22 protein-coding genes and 2 pseudogenes are annotated in these 22775 nt (G+C 52.9%); 2 read left to right on the forward strand and 22 right to left on the reverse strand.

Annotation, left to right across the window (positions count from 1 at the left end; translation table 11 throughout):
• Window positions 1-58: 58 nt before the first annotated feature.
• The gene (locus NG42_RS19740) at window positions 59-955 is read right to left on the reverse strand and encodes a siderophore-interacting protein (RefSeq protein ID WP_052902432.1); all 897 of its coding nucleotides are present in this window, start codon (window positions 953-955) and stop codon (window positions 59-61) included.
• Between the two features lie 105 nt (window positions 956-1060).
• Window positions 1061-1954 carry a LysR family transcriptional regulator gene (locus NG42_RS19745; protein ID WP_052902433.1) on the reverse strand — a complete coding sequence of 298 codons (894 nt, stop codon included), beginning with the start codon at window positions 1952-1954 and terminating at the stop codon, window positions 1061-1063.
• A gap of 99 nt (window positions 1955-2053) precedes the next feature.
• Here NG42_RS19745 and NG42_RS19750 point away from each other — a divergent pair, with 99 nt between their 5' ends.
• Window positions 2054-3055 (forward strand): zinc-binding alcohol dehydrogenase family protein, encoded by a 1002-nt coding sequence (locus NG42_RS19750; RefSeq protein ID WP_052902434.1) that lies wholly within the window; start codon window positions 2054-2056, stop codon window positions 3053-3055.
• Between the two features lie 173 nt (window positions 3056-3228).
• Here the strand turns inward: NG42_RS19750 and nadR are convergent, their stop codons facing one another.
• The 3 genes from nadR to serB form a co-directional block, all read right to left on the reverse strand.
• On the reverse strand, window positions 3229-4458 hold the full coding sequence (gene nadR / locus NG42_RS19755) for a multifunctional transcriptional regulator/nicotinamide-nucleotide adenylyltransferase/ribosylnicotinamide kinase NadR (protein ID WP_052902436.1): 1230 nt from the start codon (window positions 4456-4458) through the stop codon (window positions 3229-3231).
• A 69-nt stretch (window positions 4459-4527) separates the two neighbouring features.
• Window positions 4528-5910 carry a DNA repair protein RadA gene (radA, locus tag NG42_RS19760; RefSeq protein WP_052902438.1) on the reverse strand — a complete coding sequence of 461 codons (1383 nt, stop codon included), beginning with the start codon at window positions 5908-5910 and terminating at the stop codon, window positions 4528-4530.
• Window positions 5911-5924: 14 nt separating this feature from the next.
• Window positions 5925-6902, reverse strand: coding sequence for a phosphoserine phosphatase (gene serB, locus NG42_RS19765; protein WP_052902440.1), 978 nt, complete (start codon window positions 6900-6902; stop codon window positions 5925-5927).
• A gap of 153 nt (window positions 6903-7055) precedes the next feature.
• On the opposite strand from serB, the gene NG42_RS19770 reads away from it, so the two are divergent.
• On the forward strand, window positions 7056-7727 hold the full coding sequence (locus tag NG42_RS19770; protein ID WP_052902441.1) for a YtjB family periplasmic protein: 672 nt from the start codon (window positions 7056-7058) through the stop codon (window positions 7725-7727).
• Here NG42_RS19770 and yjjJ read toward each other — a convergent pair whose 3' ends face one another.
• From yjjJ to NG42_RS23705, 17 genes and pseudogenes are all read right to left on the reverse strand, one after another.
• Window positions 7728-9059 (reverse strand): type II toxin-antitoxin system HipA family toxin YjjJ, encoded by a 1332-nt coding sequence (gene yjjJ, locus NG42_RS19775; RefSeq protein WP_052902442.1) that lies wholly within the window; start codon window positions 9057-9059, stop codon window positions 7728-7730.
• A 163-nt stretch (window positions 9060-9222) separates the two neighbouring features.
• On the reverse strand, window positions 9223-9942 hold the full coding sequence (gene deoD, locus NG42_RS19780; RefSeq protein ID WP_052902444.1) for a purine-nucleoside phosphorylase: 720 nt from the start codon (window positions 9940-9942) through the stop codon (window positions 9223-9225).
• A gap of 69 nt (window positions 9943-10011) precedes the next feature.
• On the reverse strand, window positions 10012-11235 hold the full coding sequence (gene deoB, locus NG42_RS19785; protein WP_052902446.1) for a phosphopentomutase: 1224 nt from the start codon (window positions 11233-11235) through the stop codon (window positions 10012-10014).
• A 62-nt stretch (window positions 11236-11297) separates the two neighbouring features.
• Entirely contained in the window at window positions 11298-12620 is a 1323-nt protein-coding gene (gene deoA / locus NG42_RS19790; protein ID WP_052902448.1) for a thymidine phosphorylase, read from the reverse strand.
• 116 nt (window positions 12621-12736) lie between these two features.
• The gene (deoC, locus tag NG42_RS19795; protein WP_052902450.1) at window positions 12737-13516 is read right to left on the reverse strand and encodes a deoxyribose-phosphate aldolase; all 780 of its coding nucleotides are present in this window, start codon (window positions 13514-13516) and stop codon (window positions 12737-12739) included.
• 244 nt (window positions 13517-13760) lie between these two features.
• The gene (locus NG42_RS19800) at window positions 13761-15038 is read right to left on the reverse strand and encodes a NupC/NupG family nucleoside CNT transporter (RefSeq protein ID WP_052902452.1); all 1278 of its coding nucleotides are present in this window, start codon (window positions 15036-15038) and stop codon (window positions 13761-13763) included.
• Between the two features lie 181 nt (window positions 15039-15219).
• Entirely contained in the window at window positions 15220-15990 is a 771-nt protein-coding gene (locus NG42_RS19805; protein WP_052902454.1) for a TatD family hydrolase, read from the reverse strand.
• Entirely contained in the window at window positions 15987-17039 is a 1053-nt protein-coding gene (locus NG42_RS19810) for a patatin-like phospholipase family protein (RefSeq protein WP_052902456.1), read from the reverse strand. Before NG42_RS19810 ends, NG42_RS19805 begins: the two co-directional genes overlap by 4 nt.
• 99 nt (window positions 17040-17138) lie before the next feature.
• Window positions 17139-17339 carry a CsbD family protein gene (locus tag NG42_RS19815; RefSeq protein ID WP_052902458.1) on the reverse strand — a complete coding sequence of 67 codons (201 nt, stop codon included), beginning with the start codon at window positions 17337-17339 and terminating at the stop codon, window positions 17139-17141.
• 48 nt (window positions 17340-17387) lie between these two features.
• The gene (locus NG42_RS22270) at window positions 17388-17549 is read right to left on the reverse strand and encodes a DUF1328 domain-containing protein (RefSeq protein WP_017800599.1); all 162 of its coding nucleotides are present in this window, start codon (window positions 17547-17549) and stop codon (window positions 17388-17390) included.
• Between the two features lie 139 nt (window positions 17550-17688).
• Window positions 17689-18279, reverse strand: a complete 591-nt coding sequence (osmY, locus tag NG42_RS19820; protein ID WP_052902460.1) for a molecular chaperone OsmY — start codon at window positions 18277-18279, stop codon at window positions 17689-17691.
• A 322-nt stretch (window positions 18280-18601) separates the two neighbouring features.
• Window positions 18602-20191 carry a peptide chain release factor 3 gene (gene prfC / locus NG42_RS19825; protein WP_052902462.1) on the reverse strand — a complete coding sequence of 530 codons (1590 nt, stop codon included), beginning with the start codon at window positions 20189-20191 and terminating at the stop codon, window positions 18602-18604.
• Window positions 20192-20726: 535 nt separating this feature from the next.
• Window positions 20727-21122, reverse strand: a complete 396-nt coding sequence (locus tag NG42_RS23700; protein WP_156322200.1) for a hypothetical protein — start codon at window positions 21120-21122, stop codon at window positions 20727-20729.
• Entirely contained in the window at window positions 21115-21438 is a 324-nt protein-coding gene (locus NG42_RS22275; protein WP_072133268.1) for a scabin-related ADP-ribosyltransferase, read from the reverse strand. Before NG42_RS22275 ends, NG42_RS23700 begins: the two co-directional genes overlap by 8 nt.
• A 74-nt stretch (window positions 21439-21512) precedes the next feature.
• A pseudogene (locus tag NG42_RS23920) lies at window positions 21513-21602 on the reverse strand (RHS repeat-associated core domain-containing protein); the annotation flags it as partial.
• A gap of 381 nt (window positions 21603-21983) precedes the next feature.
• Window positions 21984-22334: a hypothetical protein gene (locus NG42_RS19840; RefSeq protein ID WP_052902466.1), complete on the reverse strand. Its 351-nt coding sequence runs from the start codon at window positions 22332-22334 to the stop codon at window positions 21984-21986.
• A gap of 2 nt (window positions 22335-22336) precedes the next feature.
• A pseudogene (locus NG42_RS23705) lies at window positions 22337-22747 on the reverse strand (hypothetical protein); the annotation flags it as partial.
• Between the last annotated feature and the right edge of the window lie 28 nt (window positions 22748-22775).

Raw genomic sequence — 22775 nt, forward strand, 5'->3', positions numbered from 1 at the left:
TCGCCGGTGCGGAAAGGGGTGAGATCAACGGGTGGCGTTTACGTCACCCGTTTTTTTATTACTGCGGGCGGCGTCCACGACTCCAGTAAGCCATAAAGCTGATCGACTCCTGCGATAAGCCGCACTCGCCGATCAAATAGCGGCGCAGATGTTTTACCGAACGCGACTCAGCGGCGACCCAGCCGTGAAAACGGGTATCCTCACTGGCCGCACGATCCCAGAGAATTTCGCCCTCACCTTCTTCGCGCAATGCCTGCTGCGTCAGCGCATATTCCGGCAGCTTTACATGCCGCTGCACCGCATCCAGCAGCGCTTCGCCGTAGCTGGCCCCCTTCTCATCACGCGCCAGCCAGTGTATCTCTGCAAAAGCAAACTGGCTCAGATCGACGCAGTCACCCCGCTTCGGCACTTCCAGAAAAACCTGCACTTGCGGTGGTGTATCACGCAATGCCAGCTGCTCAAGAATCCCTTTCGCCGCTGGTAGCGCCGTCTCATCGGCGATCACCAGCGCACGTTCTGCCAGTGGATGGGGATTCCACTCGTAACCGCCGCTGTCTTCGCTATAGTCCCGATTTGGCGCAACAATCTGTAATCCGTCACCCGGTTCCGCCGCCACTGCCCACGCCGATGCTGGCCCTTCAGTACCGTGCATCACAAACTCAACTTCCATCTCGCCCGCATCGGCATTCACGCTGCGGACGGTGTAAGTGCGGGCAATCGGGCGAACCTCAGCGTCCATCGCTTTGGCCTGCTCCCACCAGGAACCTTCCGCTGACAGTGCCGCAGGCGTCCCGTTCAGCGAGGGAAACAGCAGTTTAATGCGCTGGTCCGGCGCGTCCATCTTCATATGGCGCACGTCTTCTCCACTGAACACACAGCACAGCATTGAAGGAGAGAGCACCTGTTTACGTGCCAGCACCACATTGAATAAACGATAACCCTGAACAGCTGCCATAAAAACCGCCTTTGATTGAATCGGGAAACATCACAGGGGGACAAGAATAGCAAAGCTAAATGATAATGAGAATGCGTATTAGACTGATGTCTTATTCATCGAGGGTTAATGGTAGAACTCAGTGAAAACCGGTGAACTAAGCGCATAATCGATAAAACAGGCCAGCGCGGGTGAATTCAGTTTACGACTGGGATAGACCAGCCACAGCTCATTGCCCTCCACTTCCCACTCCGGTAGCACCTGTACCAGCGCCTTATCCCGGGTTAGATCATGGGTTAAAAAACGCGGCAGCAAAGTAATCCCCGCGCCCTGTAATGCACATTCGCGCGCATACACCAGGTTATCGGTCATATGTGCCGGAGGCAGCAGCCAGCTGTGCCACTCTTCGCCGCGTTTCAGTAACCATTCACTCCAGGCGCGATGGGCAATACAGCGATGTTCTGCCAGCTGGTGCGGGTGCACTATTGGCTGATGCTGCGCCAGATAGGCCGGAGCCGCCACCAGATAACGTTGGCAGTAGCCAATGCGGCGGCCAATCAGCGACGAATCCTGCGGCTTACCGGTACGCAAAGCGATATCAAAACCCTCCTGCACCAGATCGCGAATATCATCCGATACCGACACTTCCAGCGTCACATCGGGGAACTGCTGCTGAAAGCCTGCGTTGCAACGTGCCAGTAATGTCGCGCCAATACCCGCCGGGCTGGTGATGCGCAATCTGCCGCTGGGATTATCGCGCAGCCGCTCAATCGCCTGATCGGCGCGTTCGCTGGCCTGTAGCATCTCCTGACAGTGAATCAGATAGCGTTCACCGGCAAAAGTCAGATTGAGCTGGCGGGTAGTGCGGTTCAGCAAGCGTATGCCCAGCGCTTGCTCCAGCTGGCTGATGCGCTGGCTGACGCTCGATTTCGGCAGCCCGGCGCGGCGCGCCGCAGCGGTAAAGCTGCCGCCCTCCGCCACCAGCGCAAACAGTGCCATATCCTGTAACTGTTTAAACATGATTGTTCACCTGAGACGAACACTCTGTGATGAATTGTCCATCTTATCACTCCAGTTCATAGCTTCTACAATTACCTTACTAACCTGAGGAGAGTTAAGATGAATAACAGAGCGATTGCGATTAACCCGGAAAATCCAGAACAGTTTATCGAGATCCAACCAGAAACACCGACGCCGGGTGACTATGATTTGCTGGTGGAAGTAAAGGCCGCGTCGGTCAATCCGGTCGATACCAAAGTCCATAAAGGCGCAAAGAAAAATGGTCTGCAAGCGCCGCGTATTCTGGGCTGGGACGCCAGCGCCGTGGTGCTGGAAACCGGCAGCAAAGTCAGTGGTTTTAAAGCGGGCGACGAAGTTTACTATGCTGGCGATATCACCCGTCCGGGCAGTAACAGCACGCTGCAACTGATTGATGCACGGATTACCGGTCACAAACCGAAAAGCCTCGACTGGGCTGCCGCTGCGGCCATTCCGCTGACCGCACTGACTGCCTGGGAAGGTCTGTTTGAGCGCCTGAATATTCAGGATGCGCAGGAAGGCAAAACCCTGCTGATTATTGGTGGCGCGGGCGGCGTCGGTTCACTGGCGATCCCGTTTGCCAAACTGCACAGCAAGCTGAAGGTAATTGCCACGGCTTCACGGCCGGACTCGGTGCAGTGGTGCCTGGATCGCGGTGCCGATCTGACGATTAACTATAAGGATATGCCAGGCGAACTGGAAAAGCTGGGACTGAAGCAGGTGGATTATATTTTCTGCCTGAATGATACCGACGGCCACTGGGATACCATGGCGAAGCTGATTGCGCCACAGGGGCATATTTGCACCATCGTGGAAAATGAGCAGCCGCTGGATATGAACGAGCTGAAGCTGAAAAGCGCGGCGTTGCACTTTGAGTTTATGTACACCCGCAGCATGTACAACACACCGGATATCGCCCGTCAGGGAGAGATTCTAAATGATGTCGCCGCATTGCTGGATGACGGCAAGATTGCCACCACGCTGAATGATACCTTGCAGGGATTGTCGGTAGAAACCCTGACGGAAGCCCATCAGCGCGTGCTGGAAGGCCATATGCGCGGCAAAGTGGTGATGGTGTATTAAAGCGTTCTCGCGACCCGTGCCGGGAATTTGCACCCGGCATGCCATCAGGACGGGAGCTACAAGATCCAGCCGTAGGGGCGGCGTTCTCGCCGCCCGTGCCGGGAATTTGCACCCCGCATGCCATCAGGATGGGAACCGAAAACGGCTCCCCCGGATTGTTTATACCGACAGAATTACCGGTTCCCCAACATCTCTCTGATTAACTCCACGCAGCGCAGAAAACGGCTGTCGTAGTCGTCCTCTTCCACATGCACAAAAGGAATATTGTTAGCATTCAGCATCGTGACCAGCAGATCCTGAAACTCTTTGCGATCCACCGAACTGCCAAGACTGCGCAGTCCGTCGGCCACCCACGGCACATTATTTTCCACCAGGATCACCAGATCGAAGCGGTACTCATCAATCAGCGCCTGCACAAACGGATGCTCACGCCCTTCGTACTTTTTACAAAATGCCTGAGTGGTGACAAAATCCGTATCAATAAACGCCACTTTATTGGCATATTTAACCGCAAAATCAATATATTGCGCCTGACCGAGCGCGATTTTGTCGTAGTCCGAATATTGCAGCGCCATCTCATCACCACCGAGATGCGAGAACACGTAGTCGCGACCAAATTCCCACGCGCTGGTAGTATTAAAGATATTCGCCAGCTTATTGACCAGCGTCGATTTACCGCTGGATTCGCCGCCGAGAATCGCCACGGTGCGCACAAAGAACGGTTTCACTTCGGTCGGTATATAATCCCAGTAGCGGAAAGGATCCTGACGAATCTGCGCGCCGCTGATATTCATAAACGATCGTTTCGGATCGATCAGCACCGATTCAATGCCCAGATGCTCCGAATATTGCGCTGCATCCTGCTCTTCGCTGGTATAGACGCGATTGGGTTCGATACCCTGTTTTGCCATAAACGCAGTGATGCCCTGGCTCCAGACATCCCAGCCGTGCGGATAAGGCTCCATTCCCTCTTCATTAAACGAGTGAATGCGGATATTTTTCTGATATTTAAAGGTTTGCAGCAGCCAGCGCAGACGGTCACTAACGGTCGGCTGCTGTGACATGGCACTGTTTTCAAACAGCATCCGGTCGCGCGGCTCGTCATAACCCATAATGATATGCAGCTCATCCACCTGGCTACAGGCGCGCTGAATCAGATAGATATGGCCGGTATGTAACGGATAAAATTTACCAAACAGCACGCCGACGGTTTTTTCGCGGCGCGGGAACTCCAGCCCTAAATATCGGTGCAGCGCCTCAAGCTTTTGCGCACTGGGACTTTTGATTTTGGCATTCAGCAACTGACTGAGATAGCCTTTGGTCATGCCGCTGGCGTCCGCCACCTGTTGCAGAGTGTGGCCCTGCTGGCGAATAGCCGTTTTCAGATAATCAAATGACGACATGAACTGCCTCCTGCATGTCACTCCGGGACACAATGACCACCTGCCGCCGGGCGTGCCCGGCGCAGGGAATTATAAATCATCCAGAATCGCCAGCGCGTCGGCCAGTTTCTTCACGCCAAATACCTGCATATTTTCCGGCGGCTTTTTCGGCACGTTAGCGGCCGGGACAATCGCGCGGCGGAAACCATGCTTGGCGGCTTCAGAAATACGCTCCTGACCACTTGGCACCGGACGAATTTCGCCCGCCAGACCGACTTCACCAAATACCACCAGATCCTGGGGCAGCGGACGATCGCGCAGACTGGAAACCATCGACAGCATCAGCGCCAGATCGGCACTGGTTTCCGTCACCTTCACTCCACCGACGACATTGACAAACACATCCTGATCGGCCATTTGCAAGCCACCATGACGATGCAATACCGCCAGCAAAATCGCCAGGCGATTCTGCTCAAGGCCGACCGCGACACGACGCGGATTGCCCATCATTGAATGATCGACCAACGCCTGAATCTCCACCAGCAGCGGACGCGTCCCTTCCCACAGCACCATTACTGAACTGCCCGAGGTCACTTCATCGCCACGCGACAGGAAGATGGCCGAAGGATTGCTGACTTCGCGCAGCCCCTGCTCCGTCATGGCAAAGACTCCCAGCTCATTCACCGCACCAAAGCGGTTTTTATGACTGCGTAGCGTGCGGTAGCGAGAATCGGCGTCACCGTCAAGCAGCACGGAGCAGTCGATACAGTGTTCCAGGACTTTTGGACCGGCCAGCGAGCCGTCTTTGGTGACATGCCCTACCATCACAATTGCCACGCCGCGCGTTTTGGCAAAGCGGGTCAGATAAGCAGCGGTTTCACGCACCTGCGCGACGCTGCCGGGTGATGACTGGATATCCGCCATATGCATCACCTGGATCGAGTCGATCACCATCAGCTTCGGCTGTTCCTGTTCGGCGATCAGACAGATCTGCTCGATACTGGTTTCCGACAGCATATTAAGATTTTCCGTCGGCAGGCCCAGACGATGCGCGCGCATCGCCACCTGTTGCAGCGACTCTTCACCGGTAACGTAGAGGGTTTTCATCCCTTGCGACAGCTTGCACAGGGTTTGCAGCAACAGGGTACTTTTACCGGCACCGGGGTTGCCACCAATCAGGATGGCACTGCCAGGCACCACGCCGCCGCCGAGTACGCGGTCAAACTCTTTAAAGCCGGTGGAAAAACGCGGCAGAGCTTCAAGGCTGATCTCCGAGAGTTTCTGCACCCGACTGGTGCCGGCGCTACCGGCATAGCCGGACAGACGCTCGTTGCGTGCCACTGTCGGTGAAGCGGCAAGGCGCACTTCAGTGATGGTGTTCCAGGCTTGGCAGGCGCTACATTGCCCCTGCCAGCGCGGATAGTCTGCGCCACATTCGTTGCAAACGAAGGCGCGTTTTACCGCTTTTGCCAAATTTTATCCTTAGATTAACGCTCTTCGTGAATCAGGCTGCCACTGAGAATACAGAACACGCCCATCAGATCCGCATGGCGGATAGTCACTTCGGTTTTTTCATTCACGGTTGGTTTGGCGTGATACGCAATGCCGAGCGCCGAGGCGGCGATCATCGGCAGATCGTTCGCGCCATCGCCGATCGCGACGGTTTGATCCTCGGCGATATCAAATTTTTTCGCCAGGTTCAGCAGCGTTTTCGCTTTAAATTGCGCATCAACGATCTGGCCGATCACTTCGCCGGTCAGTTTGCCGTCGCGGATCTCCAGTTCATTGGCCGCGACCGCCGCCAGATGCAGCTTGTCACGCAGGTATTCTGCATAGTAGGTAAAGCCGCCGGAAGCGATAGCCACCTGCCAGCCCAGCGCCTGCAATTTCTTCACCAGCGTGGTTAAGCCTGGCATTAATGGCAGTTCATCGCGAACCTGTTTGAGAATATTGGCATCGGCGTCTTTCAGGGTGGCAACACGCTGACGCAGGCTGGCGGCAAAATCGAGTTCGCCGCGCATCGCGCGCTCGGTCACTTCTGCCACCCGCTCGCCGCTGCCCGCCAGTTTGGCGATCTCATCGATGCACTCAATCTGGATAGCCGTTGAGTCCATATCCATCACCAGCAGACCCGGCGTTTTCAGGTGCGGGATTCTGCCGAGCGGTGCCACATCCAGCCCGACTTCATGCGCCAGTTTGGTGGCGCGCGGCGTCAGCGAGCCCGCCAGACGAATCACCTGATAATCATCGACGCACCAGGCGCTGACGATCACCATCGCGGCACCCAGCTGATGCTGATACTGGGTCAGACGATCTTTATCAAGCTGACGCCCGTAAAGCAACCAACCGGTACGCCCGGCACGATAGTCCAGCGGCATGACTTCATCGCCGCTAAGAGAGAGAGGTAAACCCGGCCAGAGAGAGACATCGGAAGGCAGGTCACACCAGGTCAGACGATTTGGCATTACAGCTCCTGTAAGGGACATATCAGACTGCGTATAGTTTCGCTACGCAAGCCAAACAAAACCACGCAAGAGGCTACCTTGTATGCCGCGCTTCTGGCAACATAAAGTGTCGAAAACAGCGTCTTCGCTGTTCACAAAATTCAAAGGTTAGAGATGGCTAAAGCTAAACTGAAATTTCGCCTGCATCGTACCGTGATTGTGCTGATCTGCCTGACGCTGCTGGTGCTGCTGATGCAGGGCGCATCCTGGTTCAGCCTTGGCCATCAGATGGCGCGCTCCGGGCAGGTGGAAGAGCTGGCACGCACCCTGACAAAGCAGGTGGCTTTCAGCCTGACGCCGTTGATGGAAAATGGTGAGGATAATCGCCAGCAGATCCAGGCGCTGCTCAGCCAGATGACCCATGGCAGCCGGATTCTCGACGCCTCCGTGTATAACGATGATGGCACTCTGCTGGCACGCAGCGGCGAAAATATTAATGTGCGCGACCGGCTGGCGCTGGACGGCAAACGCGCCGGTAGCTATTTCAACCATCAGATTGTTGAGCCGCTGGAAAATAGCGGCAGCCCGCTCGGCTTTTTGCGCGTCACGCTGGATACGCACGTGCTGGTGACCGAAGCCAAGCAGGTCGATAACACCACCAATATTCTGCGCCTGATGATGCTGCTGGCGCTGGCAATTGGCATTATTCTGACGCGTACCCTGCTGCGTGACCGCCGCACCCGCTGGCAGCAATCCCCATTCCTGCTGACCGCCAGCACGCCGGTCAAAGAGGACGATGAAGAAGAGGCCGAGGCTGGCGAAACAGCGCAGCAGGAGAAAGCCTGATCAGGCCATGCGCCCGATTTGCAGCTCAAGCTGGCAGATGTGCTGCTGCATCCCGGCGGCCAGCTGGCGAAAACCGGCGCTAATCGTCGGGTCTTCAGCCAGCGTTTGCCAGTAGTGCTGAGCCAGCGCACGGGCTTCACGCCATAGCGCCTGCGGGATACGACTATCCAGCTCAATCATTACCAGGCTATCGCGCATATGGCCTGCGCTGTTCGGCGCGAAAGACATCGGCAGCATATCGTAAGCCGGCGTCAGCGTCAGCGGTAACGGCTGATAAAAGAAGGACAGGTTCCCGGCATGCATATCACCGTTGGCAATCAACCGCCCAAAAGCCCACTGGAGCAGACCACGCTGCTCGCTCTCGCGGTCGATTACCTTGCTGCTGGCCAGTTCACGCAGCGCAGCAGGCCAGGCAACCTGCAAACCACTGAATTCTGCCATTACCGCCTCCAGTGACACCACACTGCATCGCCCACTCTCACCAATGCGGTCAAAGCGTTCCACTTCCAGAAATAACTGCTGATTGGCCGTCTGCATCAGTGTGGCGGTTGCGGCGCTTATCCCGTGCTGTTGCATCAACTGCAACGCCAGGGCTTCAGCACGCAGTAAATCGCGCCAGCGCTGACTGTTTTCGTTATCACGCGCTGGCGTAAATTTAACTAACAGATGTGCATTGCCGCCCTTCCAGCTGGCGTAGCAGGCGAACTTTGGCTGCTCGCCACCCGCCGAGGAGCCCACCTCTTCTCCGGCCAGCACGCGTGCCGCCATCTGCGGATAATCTGTCAGTTTATCCTGCTGACTGATGGCCGGTTCGGTACGCTGCGTAAGCCACTGCTTCAGGGTCTTTTCACCCACCAGCCAGCTACCGGACATATCCGCTCCGCGCTCGGCCAGCGCCATCAGGCAGTGATCATCATTCCACTGGCGGATATCCTCCGGTAAGCCGAGTTGCTGTGCCGATTCCCGCCCCCATGCGCGCCCGAGAAATCCTTGCGGACGCATATCATTCAGGAACCACGGCAATCCGTCATAGCTTTGCCACTGCCCGCGCACGTCACACACCACACAACTGCCTTGTGGCCAGATGCTGTAAAGCTCCCCGGCCGCCTGTGCCTGTCCCTGCCGATCGACCTGCCACAACGGAAACCGCGACTCACCGCGCAAACGCCGCAGCAAAGCATACCGTGTGGCGCGCGCCCGGCCAAATTTCAGTACCCGATCGGCATGGCGATGCACCAGTCTCGACAATGTCGCCTGGCTGATGCCGAGCTGCGCCTGAAGCCTGTTGCTGTCCTGCGGGCCATGTAACAGTAATGCGGTTAAATCCGTCATGATGAATAGATTTGTGAATAGATACCTGGCGAGATAATATCCATTTAATCTACAGGAAACGGGGCGTTGTGCAAGGAATGGTGGGATTAAGTGAATAGATACTCTGACAGTATCCGTGCCAAATAAAAGGGCGACCAGACGCCGCCCCTGGATCGAAAAGCGTTTACTCTTTGTCGCCTAACAACACAGATTCCAGCGCGATTTTAATCATATCGTTAAATGTCGTCTGGCGTTCAGCCGCGGTGGTTTGCTCGTGGGTACGGATATGGTCAGACACGGTGCAGATAGTCAGCGCTTTCGCACCAAACTCCGCTGCCACGCCGTAAATGCCCGCCGCTTCCATTTCCACGCCAAGGATGCCGTACTTCTCCATCACATCAAACATCTGCGGGTCTGGGGTATAGAACAGATCGGCAGAAAAGATATTGCCCACGCGCGCATCGACACCCAGCTGTTTAGCCGCGTCAACCGCGTTACGCACCATATCGAAATCCGCAATCGCCGCGAAATCGTGATCTTTAAAACGCAGACGGTTAACTTTGGAATCGGTGCAGGCACCCATACCAATCACCACGTCACGCAGTTTCACGTCAGCGCGAACCGCACCGCAAGAACCGACACGAATGATTTTTTTCACGCCGAAATCGGTGATCAGCTCTTTGGTATAGATTGAGCAGGAAGGAATGCCCATGCCGTGGCCCATCACGGAAATTTTACGGCCTTTATAAGTGCCGGTATAGCCGAGCATGCCACGCACGTTGTTCACTTCCACCGCGTCGTCGAGGAAGGTTTCAGCGATATGCTTAGCGCGCAGCGGGTCGCCTGGCATCAGTACGACGTCAGCGAAATCACCCATCTCGGCGTTAATATGAGGCGTTGCCATCTTGTATCCCTTAATTAGTCTGTGTGGGGCCAGCCAGCGTGACCCCAAAGTGGTTGCGTTGTGCTGCAATCACAGCATGTTTTTGCCGTAGTCCATATCGGAAAGACCGAAGTATTTCGCAACGGTCTGGCCAATATCGGCGAAGGTATCACGGTAACCCAGTGAGCCAGGCTTCACTTTCGGGCCGTAAATCATAATCGGGATATGCTCACGAGTATGATCGGTACCGTGCCAGGTTGGGTCACAACCGTGGTCGGCGGTCAGGATCAGAATATCATCCTCTTTCACCAGCGCCATCAGCTCCGGCAGGCGACGGTCGAACAGCTCCAGCCCACCGGCATAACCGGCGACGTCACGACGGTGCCCCCAGGCCGAATCGAAGTCAACGAAGTTGGTAAAGACGATGGAATTATCCGGCGCAGAGGCCATCTCTTTAACCGTGGCATCAAACAGCGCATCAAGACCGGTCGCTTTCACCTTTTTGGTGATGCCAACATGGGCATAGATATCCGCGATTTTACCCACTGAAATCACTTCACCGCCCTGCTCATCCACCAGTTTTTTCAGGATGGTTGGCGCTGGCGGCTCGACGGCCAGGTCGTGACGGTTGCCGGTACGCTCAAAGTGGCCGGCTTTATCGCCAACAAACGGACGCGCAATTACGCGACCAATGTTATAGCCGCCTTCGGTCAGCTCTTCACGGGCGATTTCGCACAGCTCATACAGTCGATCGAGGCCAAACGTCTCTTCATGACAGGCAATCTGGAACACCGAGTCAGCCGAAGTATAGAAAATCGGCTTGCCGGTTTTCATATGCTCTTCACCCAGCTCATCAAGCACAACGGTGCCGGACGAGTGGCAGTTACCGAGATAGCCTGGCAAATTCGCGCGCGCGACCAGCTTATCCAGCAGTTCCTGTGGGAAGCTGTTCTCTTTGTCACTGAAGTAGCCCCAGTCAAACAGCACCGGAACACCGGCGATTTCCCAGTGACCCGATGGCGTATCTTTACCGGACGACAGTTCGCTGGCATAGGCGTAAGCACCTATAATTTCGGCGCTGCTGTCCAGACCCGGCGGGAAGGTGCCGGTCGATTCTTCTGCGGCTTTGCCAAGACCCAGAGCGGTCAGATTCGGCAGATGCAGTGGCCCTTTACGTCCAATGTCCGCTTCACCTTTAAAGCATGCCTCAGCAATATGGCCCAGGGTATCCGAGCCTTTATCGCCAAACTTGTCGGCGTCTTTGCTGGCACCGATTCCGAAGGAATCAAGCACCATAATAAATGCACGTTTCATCCTGCTCTCCTGCGTATCAACGCGATGAGGATTAAAAAATAGCGATCAGAATAGTATGACGCTTATTCAGTAATTCTGCGATAGATAACTGGTGTAGATTGCGGCGCGCTATCGCTGACTTTTATCGCCGACTTCAACGCCTGTGCCGCTTCCTGCCAGCTGCTCTCGCTGGAGGCGTGGATAATCGCCAGCGGACGCTGCGTATCAATCCGGTCGCCGATCTGCGCCATATCGCTCAGTCCGACGCTGTAATCAATGCTGTCGCTGGCGCGGCGACGGCCACCGCCCATCGACACCACCGCCATGCCCAGCGCGCGGGTATCCATCGCGCTGACAATGCCGGAACGATCGGCATACACCGCTTTGCTCAGCATCGGCGCGGGCAGATAGCTGTCGAGTTTGTCGATAAAGTCCGTCGGGCCATGCTGCGCCGCCACCATACGCGCAAAGATCTCTGCCGCTTTACCGTTATCCAGCACCGCCTGCAATTTAGCGCGGGCATCTTTCTCATCGACGGCCAGCGCACCCGAAATCAGCATTTCAGCACTCAGCGCCATCGTCACTTCATACAGACGCGGATTACGGTATGCGCCGGTCAGGAACTGCACCGCTTCGCGCACTTCGAGCGCGTTACCGGCGCTGGAGGCCAATACCTGGTTCATATCGGTCAGCAGCGCGGTAGTTTTACAGCCTGCGCCGTTAGCCACGCCAACAATTGCCTGCGCCAGTTGTTCTGATTGCTCAAAGGTCGGCATAAAAGCACCGGAACCCACTTTGACATCCATCACCAGCGCGTCGAGCCCTTCGGCCAGTTTCTTGGCAAGAATTGACGCGGTAATCAGCGGAATCGAATCAACGGTGGCGGTGATATCACGCGTGGCGTAGAAGCGCTTATCCGCCGGTGCCAGCGAGTTGGTCTGGCCAATAATCGCCACACCGACATCCTTGATAATTCGGCGGAATGCCGCATCATCCGGGAAAATATTAAAACCGGGGATCGCTTCCAGTTTATCCAGCGTACCGCCGGTATGGCCGAGGCCACGGCCAGAGATCATCGGCACATAGCCACCGCAGGCGGCGACCATCGGCCCGAGCATCAGTGAGGTCACATCACCCACGCCGCCGGTCGAATGTTTATCGACAATCGGGCCGTTAAGGTTCAGCGATTGCCAGTTCAGCACCGTACCCGAATCACGCATCGCCATGGTCAGCGCCACGCGTTCTGGCAACGACATATCGTGGAAGTAAATGGTCATTGCCAGTGCGGCAATCTGCCCTTCAGAAACGGTGTTATCACGTACGCCGTTAATAAAAAAACGGATCTCGTCTTCGTTAAGCGCCTGGCCATCGCGTTTTTTGCGGATTATTTCTTGCGGCAAAAACAAGGTAAACCCCCTGTTTAAAAAAGGTCAGTGGGCAAGAGGTGTCTCGCCCGGATTATCCCGGTATACGGTGCAATAGTGTTTAAAGCGGCGGCCGCGAATTGTGCCGCCGGGACTGACTAGTAAGCAGATTTGCTGGCGGCAACCTGATGTCCCGCCGCGTTCAGCAGGCTGGTCAGCAGACTGGATGCGCCAAAGCGGAAATGGCGTGCATCGGCCCAGTCGCTGCCGAGGATATCGTCAGCCAGTTTCAGGTAGATTGCGGCATCTTCTGCGCTGCGCACGCCACCCGCGGGTTTAAAACCAACCTGTGCTTTAACGCCTTTATCGCGGATAACCGTCATCATCATTTCGGCCACTTCCGGCGTCGCGTTAACCGGCACTTTACCGGTAGAGGTTTTGATAAAATCAGCACCGGCATCAATGGAGATTTCAGAAGCCTGACGAATCAGCGCCTCATCTTTCAGCTCGCCGGTTTCGATAATCACTTTCAACAGCACATTGGCCGCTGCGCAGGCCTCTTTACAGGCTTTTACCAGCCCGAAACCGACTTCGCTGTTGCCTGCCATCAGTGCACGGTAAGGGAATACCACATCGACTTCGTCCGCGCCGTAAGCAATCGCCGCACGGGTTTCGGCCAGTGCAATGTCAATATCGTCATTGCCATGCGGGAAGTTGGTGACTGTCGCAATGCGAATGTCCGGCGTGCCCTGCTCACGCAAGGTTTTGCGGGCAATCGGGATAAAACGCGGATAGATGCAGATAGCGGCAGTATTGCCAGCCGGAGATTTAGCCTGATGGCACAGCGCGATCACTTTCGCATCGGTATCATCATCATTCAGGGTAGTCAGATCCATCAGTTTCAACGCGCGCAGCGCTGCAGCGGTTACATCAGTCATATTACTCTCCAACAACAGATTTAATGAGCCTTCCGACACCGGCCAGCTTTTATGTTAATATTCTAACAGTCAGCCCCCACCTTTGATGTGCGTCAACTCACATTTGATTAAGAAACGCCTGCCACTATTCTACTACCATTGTGACTTTAATCACATAAAATGTGCCGGACTCTGACGGTAAAAAACAAAAAAGCCGCGATGAAGATTCCCCATCGCGGCCATGTGATAATTTTCACATTTTTCGTTACAGCGCGAGGAAGACCCCGGCAATACTGGCACTCATCAGGTTGGATAACGTACCGGCAATGACGGCTTTAATTCCCAGGCTGGCGATATCATGACGACGATTCGGTGCCATGCTGCCGAGTCCACCGATCAGAATGGCAATCGACGAAAGATTGGCAAAGCCACACAGTGCAAAAGAGATAATCGCTTTGGTGTGGTCCGAAATCACCTGCAGACCCGCAGCCGCCACCACGGCATCTTCTTTCAGGTAAGCACCAAAGTTAAGGTAAGCGACGAATTCGTTAACGATCAACTTCTGGCCGATAAATGAACCCGCGATCATCGCCTCTTCCCAGGGTACGCCAATCAAAAACGCCACGGGAGCAAAGAGATAGCCCAGAATCAGTTCCAGCGACAGCTGCGGATAATCAAACCAGCCGCCGATGCCGGAAAGCATGCCGTTCAGTAACGCAATCAGCGCGACAAAGGCCAGCAACATTGCACCGACATTCAGCGCCAGCTGCATGCCCGAAGAAGCGCCGGACGCTGCCGCATCGAGGATATTAGCCGGCTTATCATCTTCCGCCACCATTTCTGCCGCATCACGCGTGTCGAGACTGGTTTCGGTTTCCGGCAGCATCAGCTTGGCGAACAACAACCCGCCTGGCGCGGCCATAAACGAAGCGGCGATCAGATATTCCAGCGGCACGCCCATCTGAGCATAGCCCGCCAGCACTGAGCCTGCCACGGATGCCAGTCCACCACACATCACGGCAAACAGTTCGGAACGCGTCATGGTGGCGATATACGGACGAACCACCAGCGGCGCTTCGGTCTGACCGACAAAGATATTGGCCGTCGCCGACAGCGACTCGGTACGTGAAGTACCCAGCAGTTTATGCAAGCCGCCGCCAAGCAGACGGATCACCAGCTGCATAATGCCGAGATAATAAAGCACCGCGATCAACGAGGAGAAAAAGACAATTATCGGCAACACGCGCAGCGCGAAAACAAAGCCGCCGCCGCCGAAGATTTCAAACATCTTGTCAGACGCCAGGCCGCCAAAAAGAAATGAAATCCCCTGATTACCATAGGCAATCACGCTGGAAACGCCCTGCGACATTCCCAGCAGTACGCTGCGTCCGACCGGTACATACAGCACTAATGCACCGATGCCCACCTGCAGCAAGAAGGCACCCAGCACGGTGCGTAATTTGATGGCTTTGCGGTTTGTCGACAATAAGACGGCAAACAGCATCAGTGCCACCATCCCGATCAGTCCCATGATAAGTTGCATTTTTCCCTCGTTATAATTAAAAAGTCGCGAAGTGGCACGCCGACAAAAGTTGGCGGATGTGCAAAAGTCTTAAGCGCGGGCGATTATAACCACAGGGAAGCAGAAGGCACGGATTGCTGTCACACAAAAATACAATCAGTCGCAATTGTAAATTCGATAGAGTGATCTAAGTCACATTATTTTAGATGCAAAACAGGCGGCGGGTGTTCTCACGCAGAGTATCACGGATCAATTCAGGCGCTTCGCTGCGTAACTCGCATAGCGTTTGCCATACATTTACCACGCGTTCCGGTCGATTAGGCTGCCCCTGGAAACCACACAGCGGCATATCCGGCGCATCGGTTTCCAGCAGTAGCGAGTCAAGGGGTAAACGGGCAATGGTCTCACGGGTTTTACTGGCGCGCGGATAGGTTATCGTCCCGCCGACGCCAATCGCATAACCGGCTTTGATAAACGCCTCGGCCTGTTGCAGACTACCGGCAAAACCATGAACCACACCACGACGCGGTAGCTCAATGCGCCGCAACTGCATCGCCAGTTTGTCGTGCGTACGCCGTGAGTGCAAAATCACCGGCAGATCGTAATCTCGTGCCAGTTTCAGCTGCGCATCCAGTAACGCCTGCTGCTTTTCAAACAGCGGATTCGCCATATAAAGATCGAGTCCGATTTCTCCGATCGCCACCAGTTTCTCCGGACGCCGCTTCAGATACTGCTCCAGTAACGCCACGGCAGCATCGTTATGTTCAGCAACCGCCATCGGATGCAGACCCAGTGCGGCATACAGCGGAGAATGGCTTTCAGCCAGCGCCAGCACCTGCTGAAAACGTGAAGCGGCGACGGCAGGAACAATAATTTTTTCCACGCCTGCCGCGGCGGCCTGTTGCAGGCTGTCGCTTTCATGGCCGCTGAAGGGCGGAAAATCAAAGTGACAGTGGGTATCGACAAAACTCATGCGCGTGAACCCTCATCATAGTCAGCATCATTACCGGCAACCGGATCGCGAATAATGGTGGTGTTATCTGGCTGATTCGCCACCGGCGCGGGCGGCGTGACCAACTGATGGCGCACATGCGTTGCGCTGTCACTCAGCCACTGACCCAGAGTGGCGAGGAAATAGCGGCCGCAGCGGCGGCCTAAATGATAATCCTGATTCAGTGACGCAACCCGGCTGCCGAGTGCATTACTGGCCAATGGTTTCGGGGGAAAGATCTCCAGCACCCGCAGTTTGCCCGGTGGATTATCAATAAACTTCTGGGTGTCATGATAGCTTTGTTCATGCTGCTGCATCACGTTGACCAACGGCCGCAGCGCGCTTTCACTCAGCCAGCGCTCCATGCGTTTGATCCACTGCGGAGTGTAATACATCTGCGAAGGCACGGTACGGATCACCACAATCGTATCGGCCCCCCGCCGTGCCGCTTCGCGCACCGGAATCGCATCACTGATGCCGCCGTCGAGGTAACTGATGCCGTCCAGATCGACACCCGGCCGGTAAAATCCCGGAATGGCGCTGGACGCCTTGATAATATTCAGCCAGTTATCTGCCGTCGGCGCAAAATATCCCGGCGTGTAGTCATCACTGCGGCAGGCACACATGTAAAACTCTTTGCCGCTGTTGAACAGTTTTTCGGCGCTGGTCATCGCCAGCGGGAATTCTTTCGCCGTGATATCCAGCAGCCAGTCGAGATCGATCAGATGCCCGCCGCGGACAAAACGCAGCGGATCAAAAAACAGTTTATTGGTGGTATAGCGAGTGATGACACGGCGAGCATAACCCGGCTGGGCGCAGACAAAAGCCGACAAATTTTGTGCCCCGGCCGAGGTGCCGAGCATCAGATCAAAAGGATTGAATTGCGCACGCTGAAATTCATCCAGCACGCCAGCGGTAAAGATCCCGCGCTGCCCGCCGCCTTCGCAGACCAGTGCAATTTTACCTGGTTTAAAAGGTGTTAACGCCAGGGGCTCAATATTGCCCAGCGTAATGGGGATGCGTTTACCCAACAGCTTATTCCTTAACGATGTCTTACCGGTATTGTCTGCAAAATGCAGCCTTACGGAGTTATAACATCTCAGGATAAGCCATGACAAACCCGGTAGCCCTTATTGCAAAGGCTCCTTTGGTACCACGACGTTCGCGTCGTGTTGATGCTGCTCTCTGCCGTAATCCTCCTGAAGAATTCCGGAGATCCAGTCATTATTCCCTGCGACCCAGGCGCAATCGCTGTCAAACCATTCCGCCCATATCAACCACAGTTGGCCTTTCCATTGCTTGCACTTACCAACGATGATGTCGCTATTCATGACTGGTCTCCGCTAACAGAGCTTAATCGAAACAGATATCCGATTTAACTAGGGCCGTTTACGACCGGTAAACAGGCTGACGAGGAACAGAATGATACCGACGACGAAGACAATTTTCGCTGCCCACGCGGCTGTACCCGCCAAACCACCAAAACCTAATGCAGCTGCAATCAGCGCAACGATCAGAAAAATAATACCCCAACGAAACATAAGCCTCTCCTTCACCATAGTTAAAATCGAACTGCCTGTCTCATTACTCTTCGCGGAGATAATTCCGCAAACCTGTTTCTCTTTCTTTTTGGGTAGTGCCTTTTATTGCGCGGCTGATAACCAGCCGCGCTACAGACAATTAAGGTTTAACTACCACATCATTCTTAACGCTTTTCACGCCTTCAATGGCTTTAGCAATCCCTTCAGCACGCTCTGACTGTGCCTCGTTCTGAACCGTACCGGAAAGCTGAACCACACCGTCGTTAGTTTCTACTTTCACGTTACGTGACGGCACAATGTCGTCTGCTAATAGTTTAGCCTTAATTTCGCTGGTTGTGGCGGCATCGCCGGCATAACCACTCATTGACTGAGATTTACCGTCTTTAACGTGCAGTTTGTCACTTACGGATTTAACGCCTTCAACTGTCTTGGTTAACGCGACCGCTTTTTCAGCCTGATCCTGTGAGGCGACAAAACCGCTCAGGGTGACCACGCCAGAATGGGTTTCCACTGAAATATCGGTGCTTTTAATCGCATCGTCGTCAACCAACGCTGCTTTAACTTTCGCTGTGACTGAGCTGTCGCCCATGTAGCCATCGACTTTTTTCATAGAACTATCGATTTTAGAACCCGCGCTTTCGGTAGTACTTGCTGCCAGAGCGGAGCCGCTGATCAGCGCAGAACCTACCATTACAGCCATCAGAGTTTTTGCAATCTTAGTCTTGTTCATCGATATATTCCTTCTGTCTGTTGATGCGCCCACAATCGTGAGCTTTACAGCTACAAACGGCGTAACTGTTGAAACGGGGATTGGGTAAAACACCACATGAATCAGCACCCGACAGAAATAATCATAGTCAACAATCAGGATTTAGCAGGCTTATACGGATTAAAAACTGGCAAAAGCCGAAAAACGGAGGTTTTTTAGGAGGAGTCTGTGTGAAAAGGGCAAAGAGTGAGCGGTTTTCTTCGCCCGCGGTTAAGCATAGCCTAAAAAAACGGGGAGTGACCGGGTTAAACCGGCCACTCCCCGTTAATACCTCGCGACAGGATTAATGTTCGCGGGTTTTACGGAACACCACATCAGGATAACGTTCCTGAGTGATATTCAGGTTAACCATCGTCGGTGCGATATAGGTCAGGTTATCGCCGCCATCCAGCGCCAGGTTAACTTCGTTTTTACGCTGGAATTCGTCGAACTTCTTCACATCACTGCACTCTACCCAACGGGCGGTCGAGACGTTGATCGATTCGTAAATCGCTTCGACGTTGTACTCGCTCTTCAGACGCGCAACCACCACATCGAACTGCAGGACACCGACCGCACCGACAATCAGATCATTGTTATGTACCGGACGGAATACCTGCACTGCGCCCTCTTCCGACAGCTGAACCAGCCCTTTCAGCAACTGCTTCTGCTTCAGCGGATCGCGCAGACGAATGCGACGGAACAGTTCTGGCGCGAAGTTCGGAATACCGGTGAACTTCATATTCTCGCCCTGGGTAAAGGTATCGCCAATCTGAATGGTGCCATGGTTATGCAGACCGATAATATCGCCCGGGAAAGCTTCTTCCACGTGTGCACGGTCGCCAGCCATAAAGGTCAGCGCATCAGAAATCACCACATCTTTACCGGTACGCACCTGGCGCAACTTCATGCCTTTCTCGTATTTACCGGACACCACACGCATAAACGCCACGCGGTCACGGTGTTTCGGGTCCATATTAGCCTGAATTTTAAATACGAAGCCGGTGAACTTGTCATCAGCAGCGGTCACGGTGCGGACATCCGTGTTACGCGGCATCGGCGACGGCGCCCAGTCAACCAGGCCATCGAGCATATGATCGACACCAAAGTTACCCAGTGCAGTACCGAAGAACACCGGTGTCAGCTGGCCTTCAAGGAAAGCGTCTTTATCAAACTCGTGCGATGCGCCCTGCACCAGCTCCAGCTCTTCACGCAGCTGCGCAGCCAGGTCTTCACCGATGGCGACATCCAGATCCGGGTTATCCAGCCCTTTAATGATGCGCACTTCCTGAATGGTGTGACCTTTACCGCTCTGATAAAGATAGGTTTCATTTTTATACAGGTGATAAACGCCTTTAAACAGCTTGCCGCAGCCGATTGGCCAGGTAATCGGTGAGCAAGCGATTTTCAGTTCGCTTTCCACTTCATCCAGCACTTCCATCGGATCGCGGATATCGCGGTCCAGCTTGTTCATAAAGGTCAGGATGGGCGTATCGCGCAGACGGGTGACTTCCATCAGCTTACGGGTACGATCCTCAACGCCTTTCGCGGCATCAATGACCATCAAACAGCAGTCGACCGCCGTCAGCGTACGGTAAGTATCTTCGGAGAAGTCTTCGTGTCCCGGCGTATCCAACAGATTGACCAGGCTCTCGCGATAGGGAAACTGCATCACAGAAGTGGTAATCGAAATACCACGCTGCTTTTCCATCTCCATCCAGTCAGATTTGGCATGCTGACTGGAACCGCGGCCTTTTACCGTACCGGCAGTCTGAATCGCCTGCCCGAACAGCAGCACTTTTTCAGTGATGGTGGTTTTACCGGCATCGGGGTGAGAAATAATGGCAAAAGTGCGGCGGCGTGCCACCTCTTGCATAAACGGTGCATTTGACATGAGGAATCTTCTGGTCTGGTGTGGTGAAACTGCGGCACAAACCGCGCGGACAGCTATCACCAACGATTAATCATCAATGGCCGGCATTTTCGCCGATCCGAGGGCTATAAACAATCCAGAACGCCGCTTTATCGGTCATAAAGGGCTAACAAGCCGCCATACGGCGTCTTCAGCTAGCTGTTGCCTTGACCATTTTTGCGAACGATTTATCCTTTTCTACACTGGACTGGCCTCAGAATGGGGATAACAATTGTTGATTAGCAGTGTAAGGCAGAAAGGTTTACCCGCCAAGCTCAGTGGGTGAGGTAAAGAGGAGAGGGCGTGTTAATAACAGGGACATTAACGGACACACTGATAAAACTCTGTAAACAGAGCAGCAGTGCGCTTTGCTTCTGCTAAGGTATTTTAACCATAACAGTTCAACTGTTGAATAGCGACAAGCAGCGTCGGCGGCGTATCCACCAGATGCTAAAAATCTCGGTTAATTATGGTATTACTGCATGCTGCCCGCCTTCACTCGGATGATGCCGGTATCTCAAAGTGTTGCAATCCAGCGTTGCTGCCATTCATATTGATCTTGAGGATCTGAAACCAGATCCTTATCTTCATAATCAAATATATCGACCAGATCCTCAATACGTGCTTGTTTGCCTATGGTTGTTTCATAAGCACTCAGCCCCATTGCCATCTGTCTGGCCATTCTTGATGGAAAAACATTCCTTTTACAACCTTTGCAATAATAAATTATTGCTTTATTTATGGATCTAATCTCTTCCAGACATGAAAAAAAATCATCTCCTTCTGCAATATATACATCGCCATTTTTTAAACTGAATTTTAGAATGCATGAATTTTCGATTATTAACTCGACATCAGCTTCATAGATTCCAGTTCCGTCATGATATTTGACTACTTTATTAGAACTATTCATACTTTCCCTTAAAGATGTTTACAATGCTAAATCTGGCGAAGTTACCATCAGCACGTATGGGAGTAACTCCAGGAATATCTTTCGGTAACACTCCGCCAGCTATTGCAATTTCAGACTCACCTGCATATGGAGTTTTCCCACCCAACACTTTATTTATATCAATACTCTCGGCGGCCTTTCTCATAGAATAAACAAATCCTGTACTTTCATCTCGGGATGCAAATATCATCGCAACTTTTATATTTGTGGATTTATTTATACAATTGCTTGGAGGCGCTGTATTATCCAGAGCATGGAGATAAATATTTTTACTCATACCTAATGGTTTAATCCTTCATGAAAAATAATATCGGGATGCCTTTTATCACCTTTGTAAACAAATTCCTCTTTGCATCTACTCAGTCCCCAAGGATCAATCCAGCTTAACGGATTCGGCGCATACTGGTAAAGATTCAGCCCGCCCGCCACCCTAATCGGATCTTAGAAAATTATCCGAATGAGTTATGGATCATAGTGCTAGCTTCGTTCGTAGCTCACTAAAACTTCTGGACTATCACTCATAAAAACTGCTCTCTTTTTGAAGCCAACTATAAACAGTACCAGCTCAAGACTCTTCAAACTCAGTACAAATCCAGAGCAAAGAATACGAAGATTAAATTTCATTAAATTTGTTTTCGACATTGCACCATTTGGCGATGGTAATATCTGTAATTTACTCATTTCAGTGAAAATAGAAAATTATTCATATCCAAAACTGACTCCAATTTTTATAGGCAATAATAGCGTTAGTGATAAATATTAAACATCACTTTAGCTCATCATTAAATACTCTCAATGCATATAAACATGTATCATCATCCTTTAAACACTCCTCCCCCCCTCGTACCAAAAAATAATCTTTTCTTTAATTGATTCCAAAGCAGAAATATTAGCAACTATAACATGGATGGGAAAACCATCTACTTCGTTATCAAATTCACCTATAGAATCAATATCTTCATCTAAAACGACCTTAATGACCTCACCATTATTTTTTTTCTGTGCTGAGAAAATAGGATCACCATCCATAAACGGTTTCCCATTTGAAAATGTAGTATTATAATATGGACAGTCCACTGGACTTTCATGTTTTACAATGCCAAAAAAGAAATCTTGCAAAGAAGATTCCAGTGCCAAATACTCATTCACATCAACAAGATAATTATTAAACATATTTACTCCAAAAATGCTTTACCAGAAATAATTTCAATATCTACGCGTTCATGCTTAGTGTCTTTCACCATAAATGTTTTACTGACAGGTGCATCAGCACCTCCGCATTTACTAGCATTAGTTATGAACTTCTCTGCCTTTTGGAATGCATCTTTTCTAAGCGCTAAATCACGTTTATTTAGCTTCCCCTTTAACTCAGTCACCATTTTCTTAGCATCCTCTGCCGTAAGGGGGTGTTCTTGACGCCATGAAACAGATTCTTCAAGGGATGCGCCTTGTGCCTGGATTCGTCCTCGGTGTTCTGCTGACAACCCCAGCGGATCAATCCAGCTTAACGGATTCGGCGCATACTGGTAAAGATTCAGCCCGCCCGCCATCACAATCGGCTCATGTAACGCAAAAGTACCGACAGTTGTATCGTACGATAACTTTCGGTTTTAA

Origin of the sequence: Winslowiella iniecta (genome assembly GCF_001267535.1) — a bacterium.
GTDB classification, from domain to species: domain Bacteria; phylum Pseudomonadota; class Gammaproteobacteria; order Enterobacterales; family Enterobacteriaceae; genus Erwinia; species Erwinia iniecta.

Excerpts from the sequence above, each read along its gene's own strand:
- NG42_RS19740 (WP_052902432.1), bottom strand. The coding sequence starts at position 955 with ATGGCAGCTGTTCAGGGTTATCGTTTATTCAATGTGGTGCTGGCACGT.
- NG42_RS19745 (WP_052902433.1), bottom strand. The coding sequence starts at position 1,954 with ATGTTTAAACAGTTACAGGATATGGCACTGTTTGCGCTGGTGGCGGAG.
- NG42_RS19750 (WP_052902434.1), top strand. The coding sequence starts at position 2,054 with ATGAATAACAGAGCGATTGCGATTAACCCGGAAAATCCAGAACAGTTT.
- nadR (WP_052902436.1), bottom strand. The coding sequence starts at position 4,458 with ATGTCGTCATTTGATTATCTGAAAACGGCTATTCGCCAGCAGGGCCAC.
- serB (WP_052902440.1), bottom strand. The coding sequence starts at position 6,902 with ATGCCAAATCGTCTGACCTGGTGTGACCTGCCTTCCGATGTCTCTCTC.
- NG42_RS19770 (WP_052902441.1), top strand. The coding sequence starts at position 7,056 with ATGGCTAAAGCTAAACTGAAATTTCGCCTGCATCGTACCGTGATTGTG.
- yjjJ (WP_052902442.1), bottom strand. The coding sequence starts at position 9,059 with ATGACGGATTTAACCGCATTACTGTTACATGGCCCGCAGGACAGCAAC.
- deoD (WP_052902444.1), bottom strand. The coding sequence starts at position 9,942 with ATGGCAACGCCTCATATTAACGCCGAGATGGGTGATTTCGCTGACGTC.
- deoB (WP_052902446.1), bottom strand. The coding sequence starts at position 11,235 with ATGAAACGTGCATTTATTATGGTGCTTGATTCCTTCGGAATCGGTGCC.
- deoC (WP_052902450.1), bottom strand. The coding sequence starts at position 13,516 with ATGACTGATGTAACCGCTGCAGCGCTGCGCGCGTTGAAACTGATGGAT.
- NG42_RS19800 (WP_052902452.1), bottom strand. The coding sequence starts at position 15,038 with ATGCAACTTATCATGGGACTGATCGGGATGGTGGCACTGATGCTGTTT.
- NG42_RS19805 (WP_052902454.1), bottom strand. The coding sequence starts at position 15,990 with ATGAGTTTTGTCGATACCCACTGTCACTTTGATTTTCCGCCCTTCAGC.
- NG42_RS19815 (WP_052902458.1), bottom strand. The coding sequence starts at position 17,339 with ATGAATAGCGACATCATCGTTGGTAAGTGCAAGCAATGGAAAGGCCAA.
- NG42_RS22270 (WP_017800599.1), bottom strand. The coding sequence starts at position 17,549 with ATGTTTCGTTGGGGTATTATTTTTCTGATCGTTGCGCTGATTGCAGCT.
- osmY (WP_052902460.1), bottom strand. The coding sequence starts at position 18,279 with ATGAACAAGACTAAGATTGCAAAAACTCTGATGGCTGTAATGGTAGGT.
- prfC (WP_052902462.1), bottom strand. The coding sequence starts at position 20,191 with ATGTCAAATGCACCGTTTATGCAAGAGGTGGCACGCCGCCGCACTTTT.
- NG42_RS23700 (WP_156322200.1), bottom strand. The coding sequence starts at position 21,122 with ATGAATAGTTCTAATAAAGTAGTCAAATATCATGACGGAACTGGAATC.
- NG42_RS22275 (WP_072133268.1), bottom strand. The coding sequence starts at position 21,438 with ATGAGTAAAAATATTTATCTCCATGCTCTGGATAATACAGCGCCTCCA.
- NG42_RS19840 (WP_052902466.1), bottom strand. The coding sequence starts at position 22,334 with ATGTTTAATAATTATCTTGTTGATGTGAATGAGTATTTGGCACTGGAA.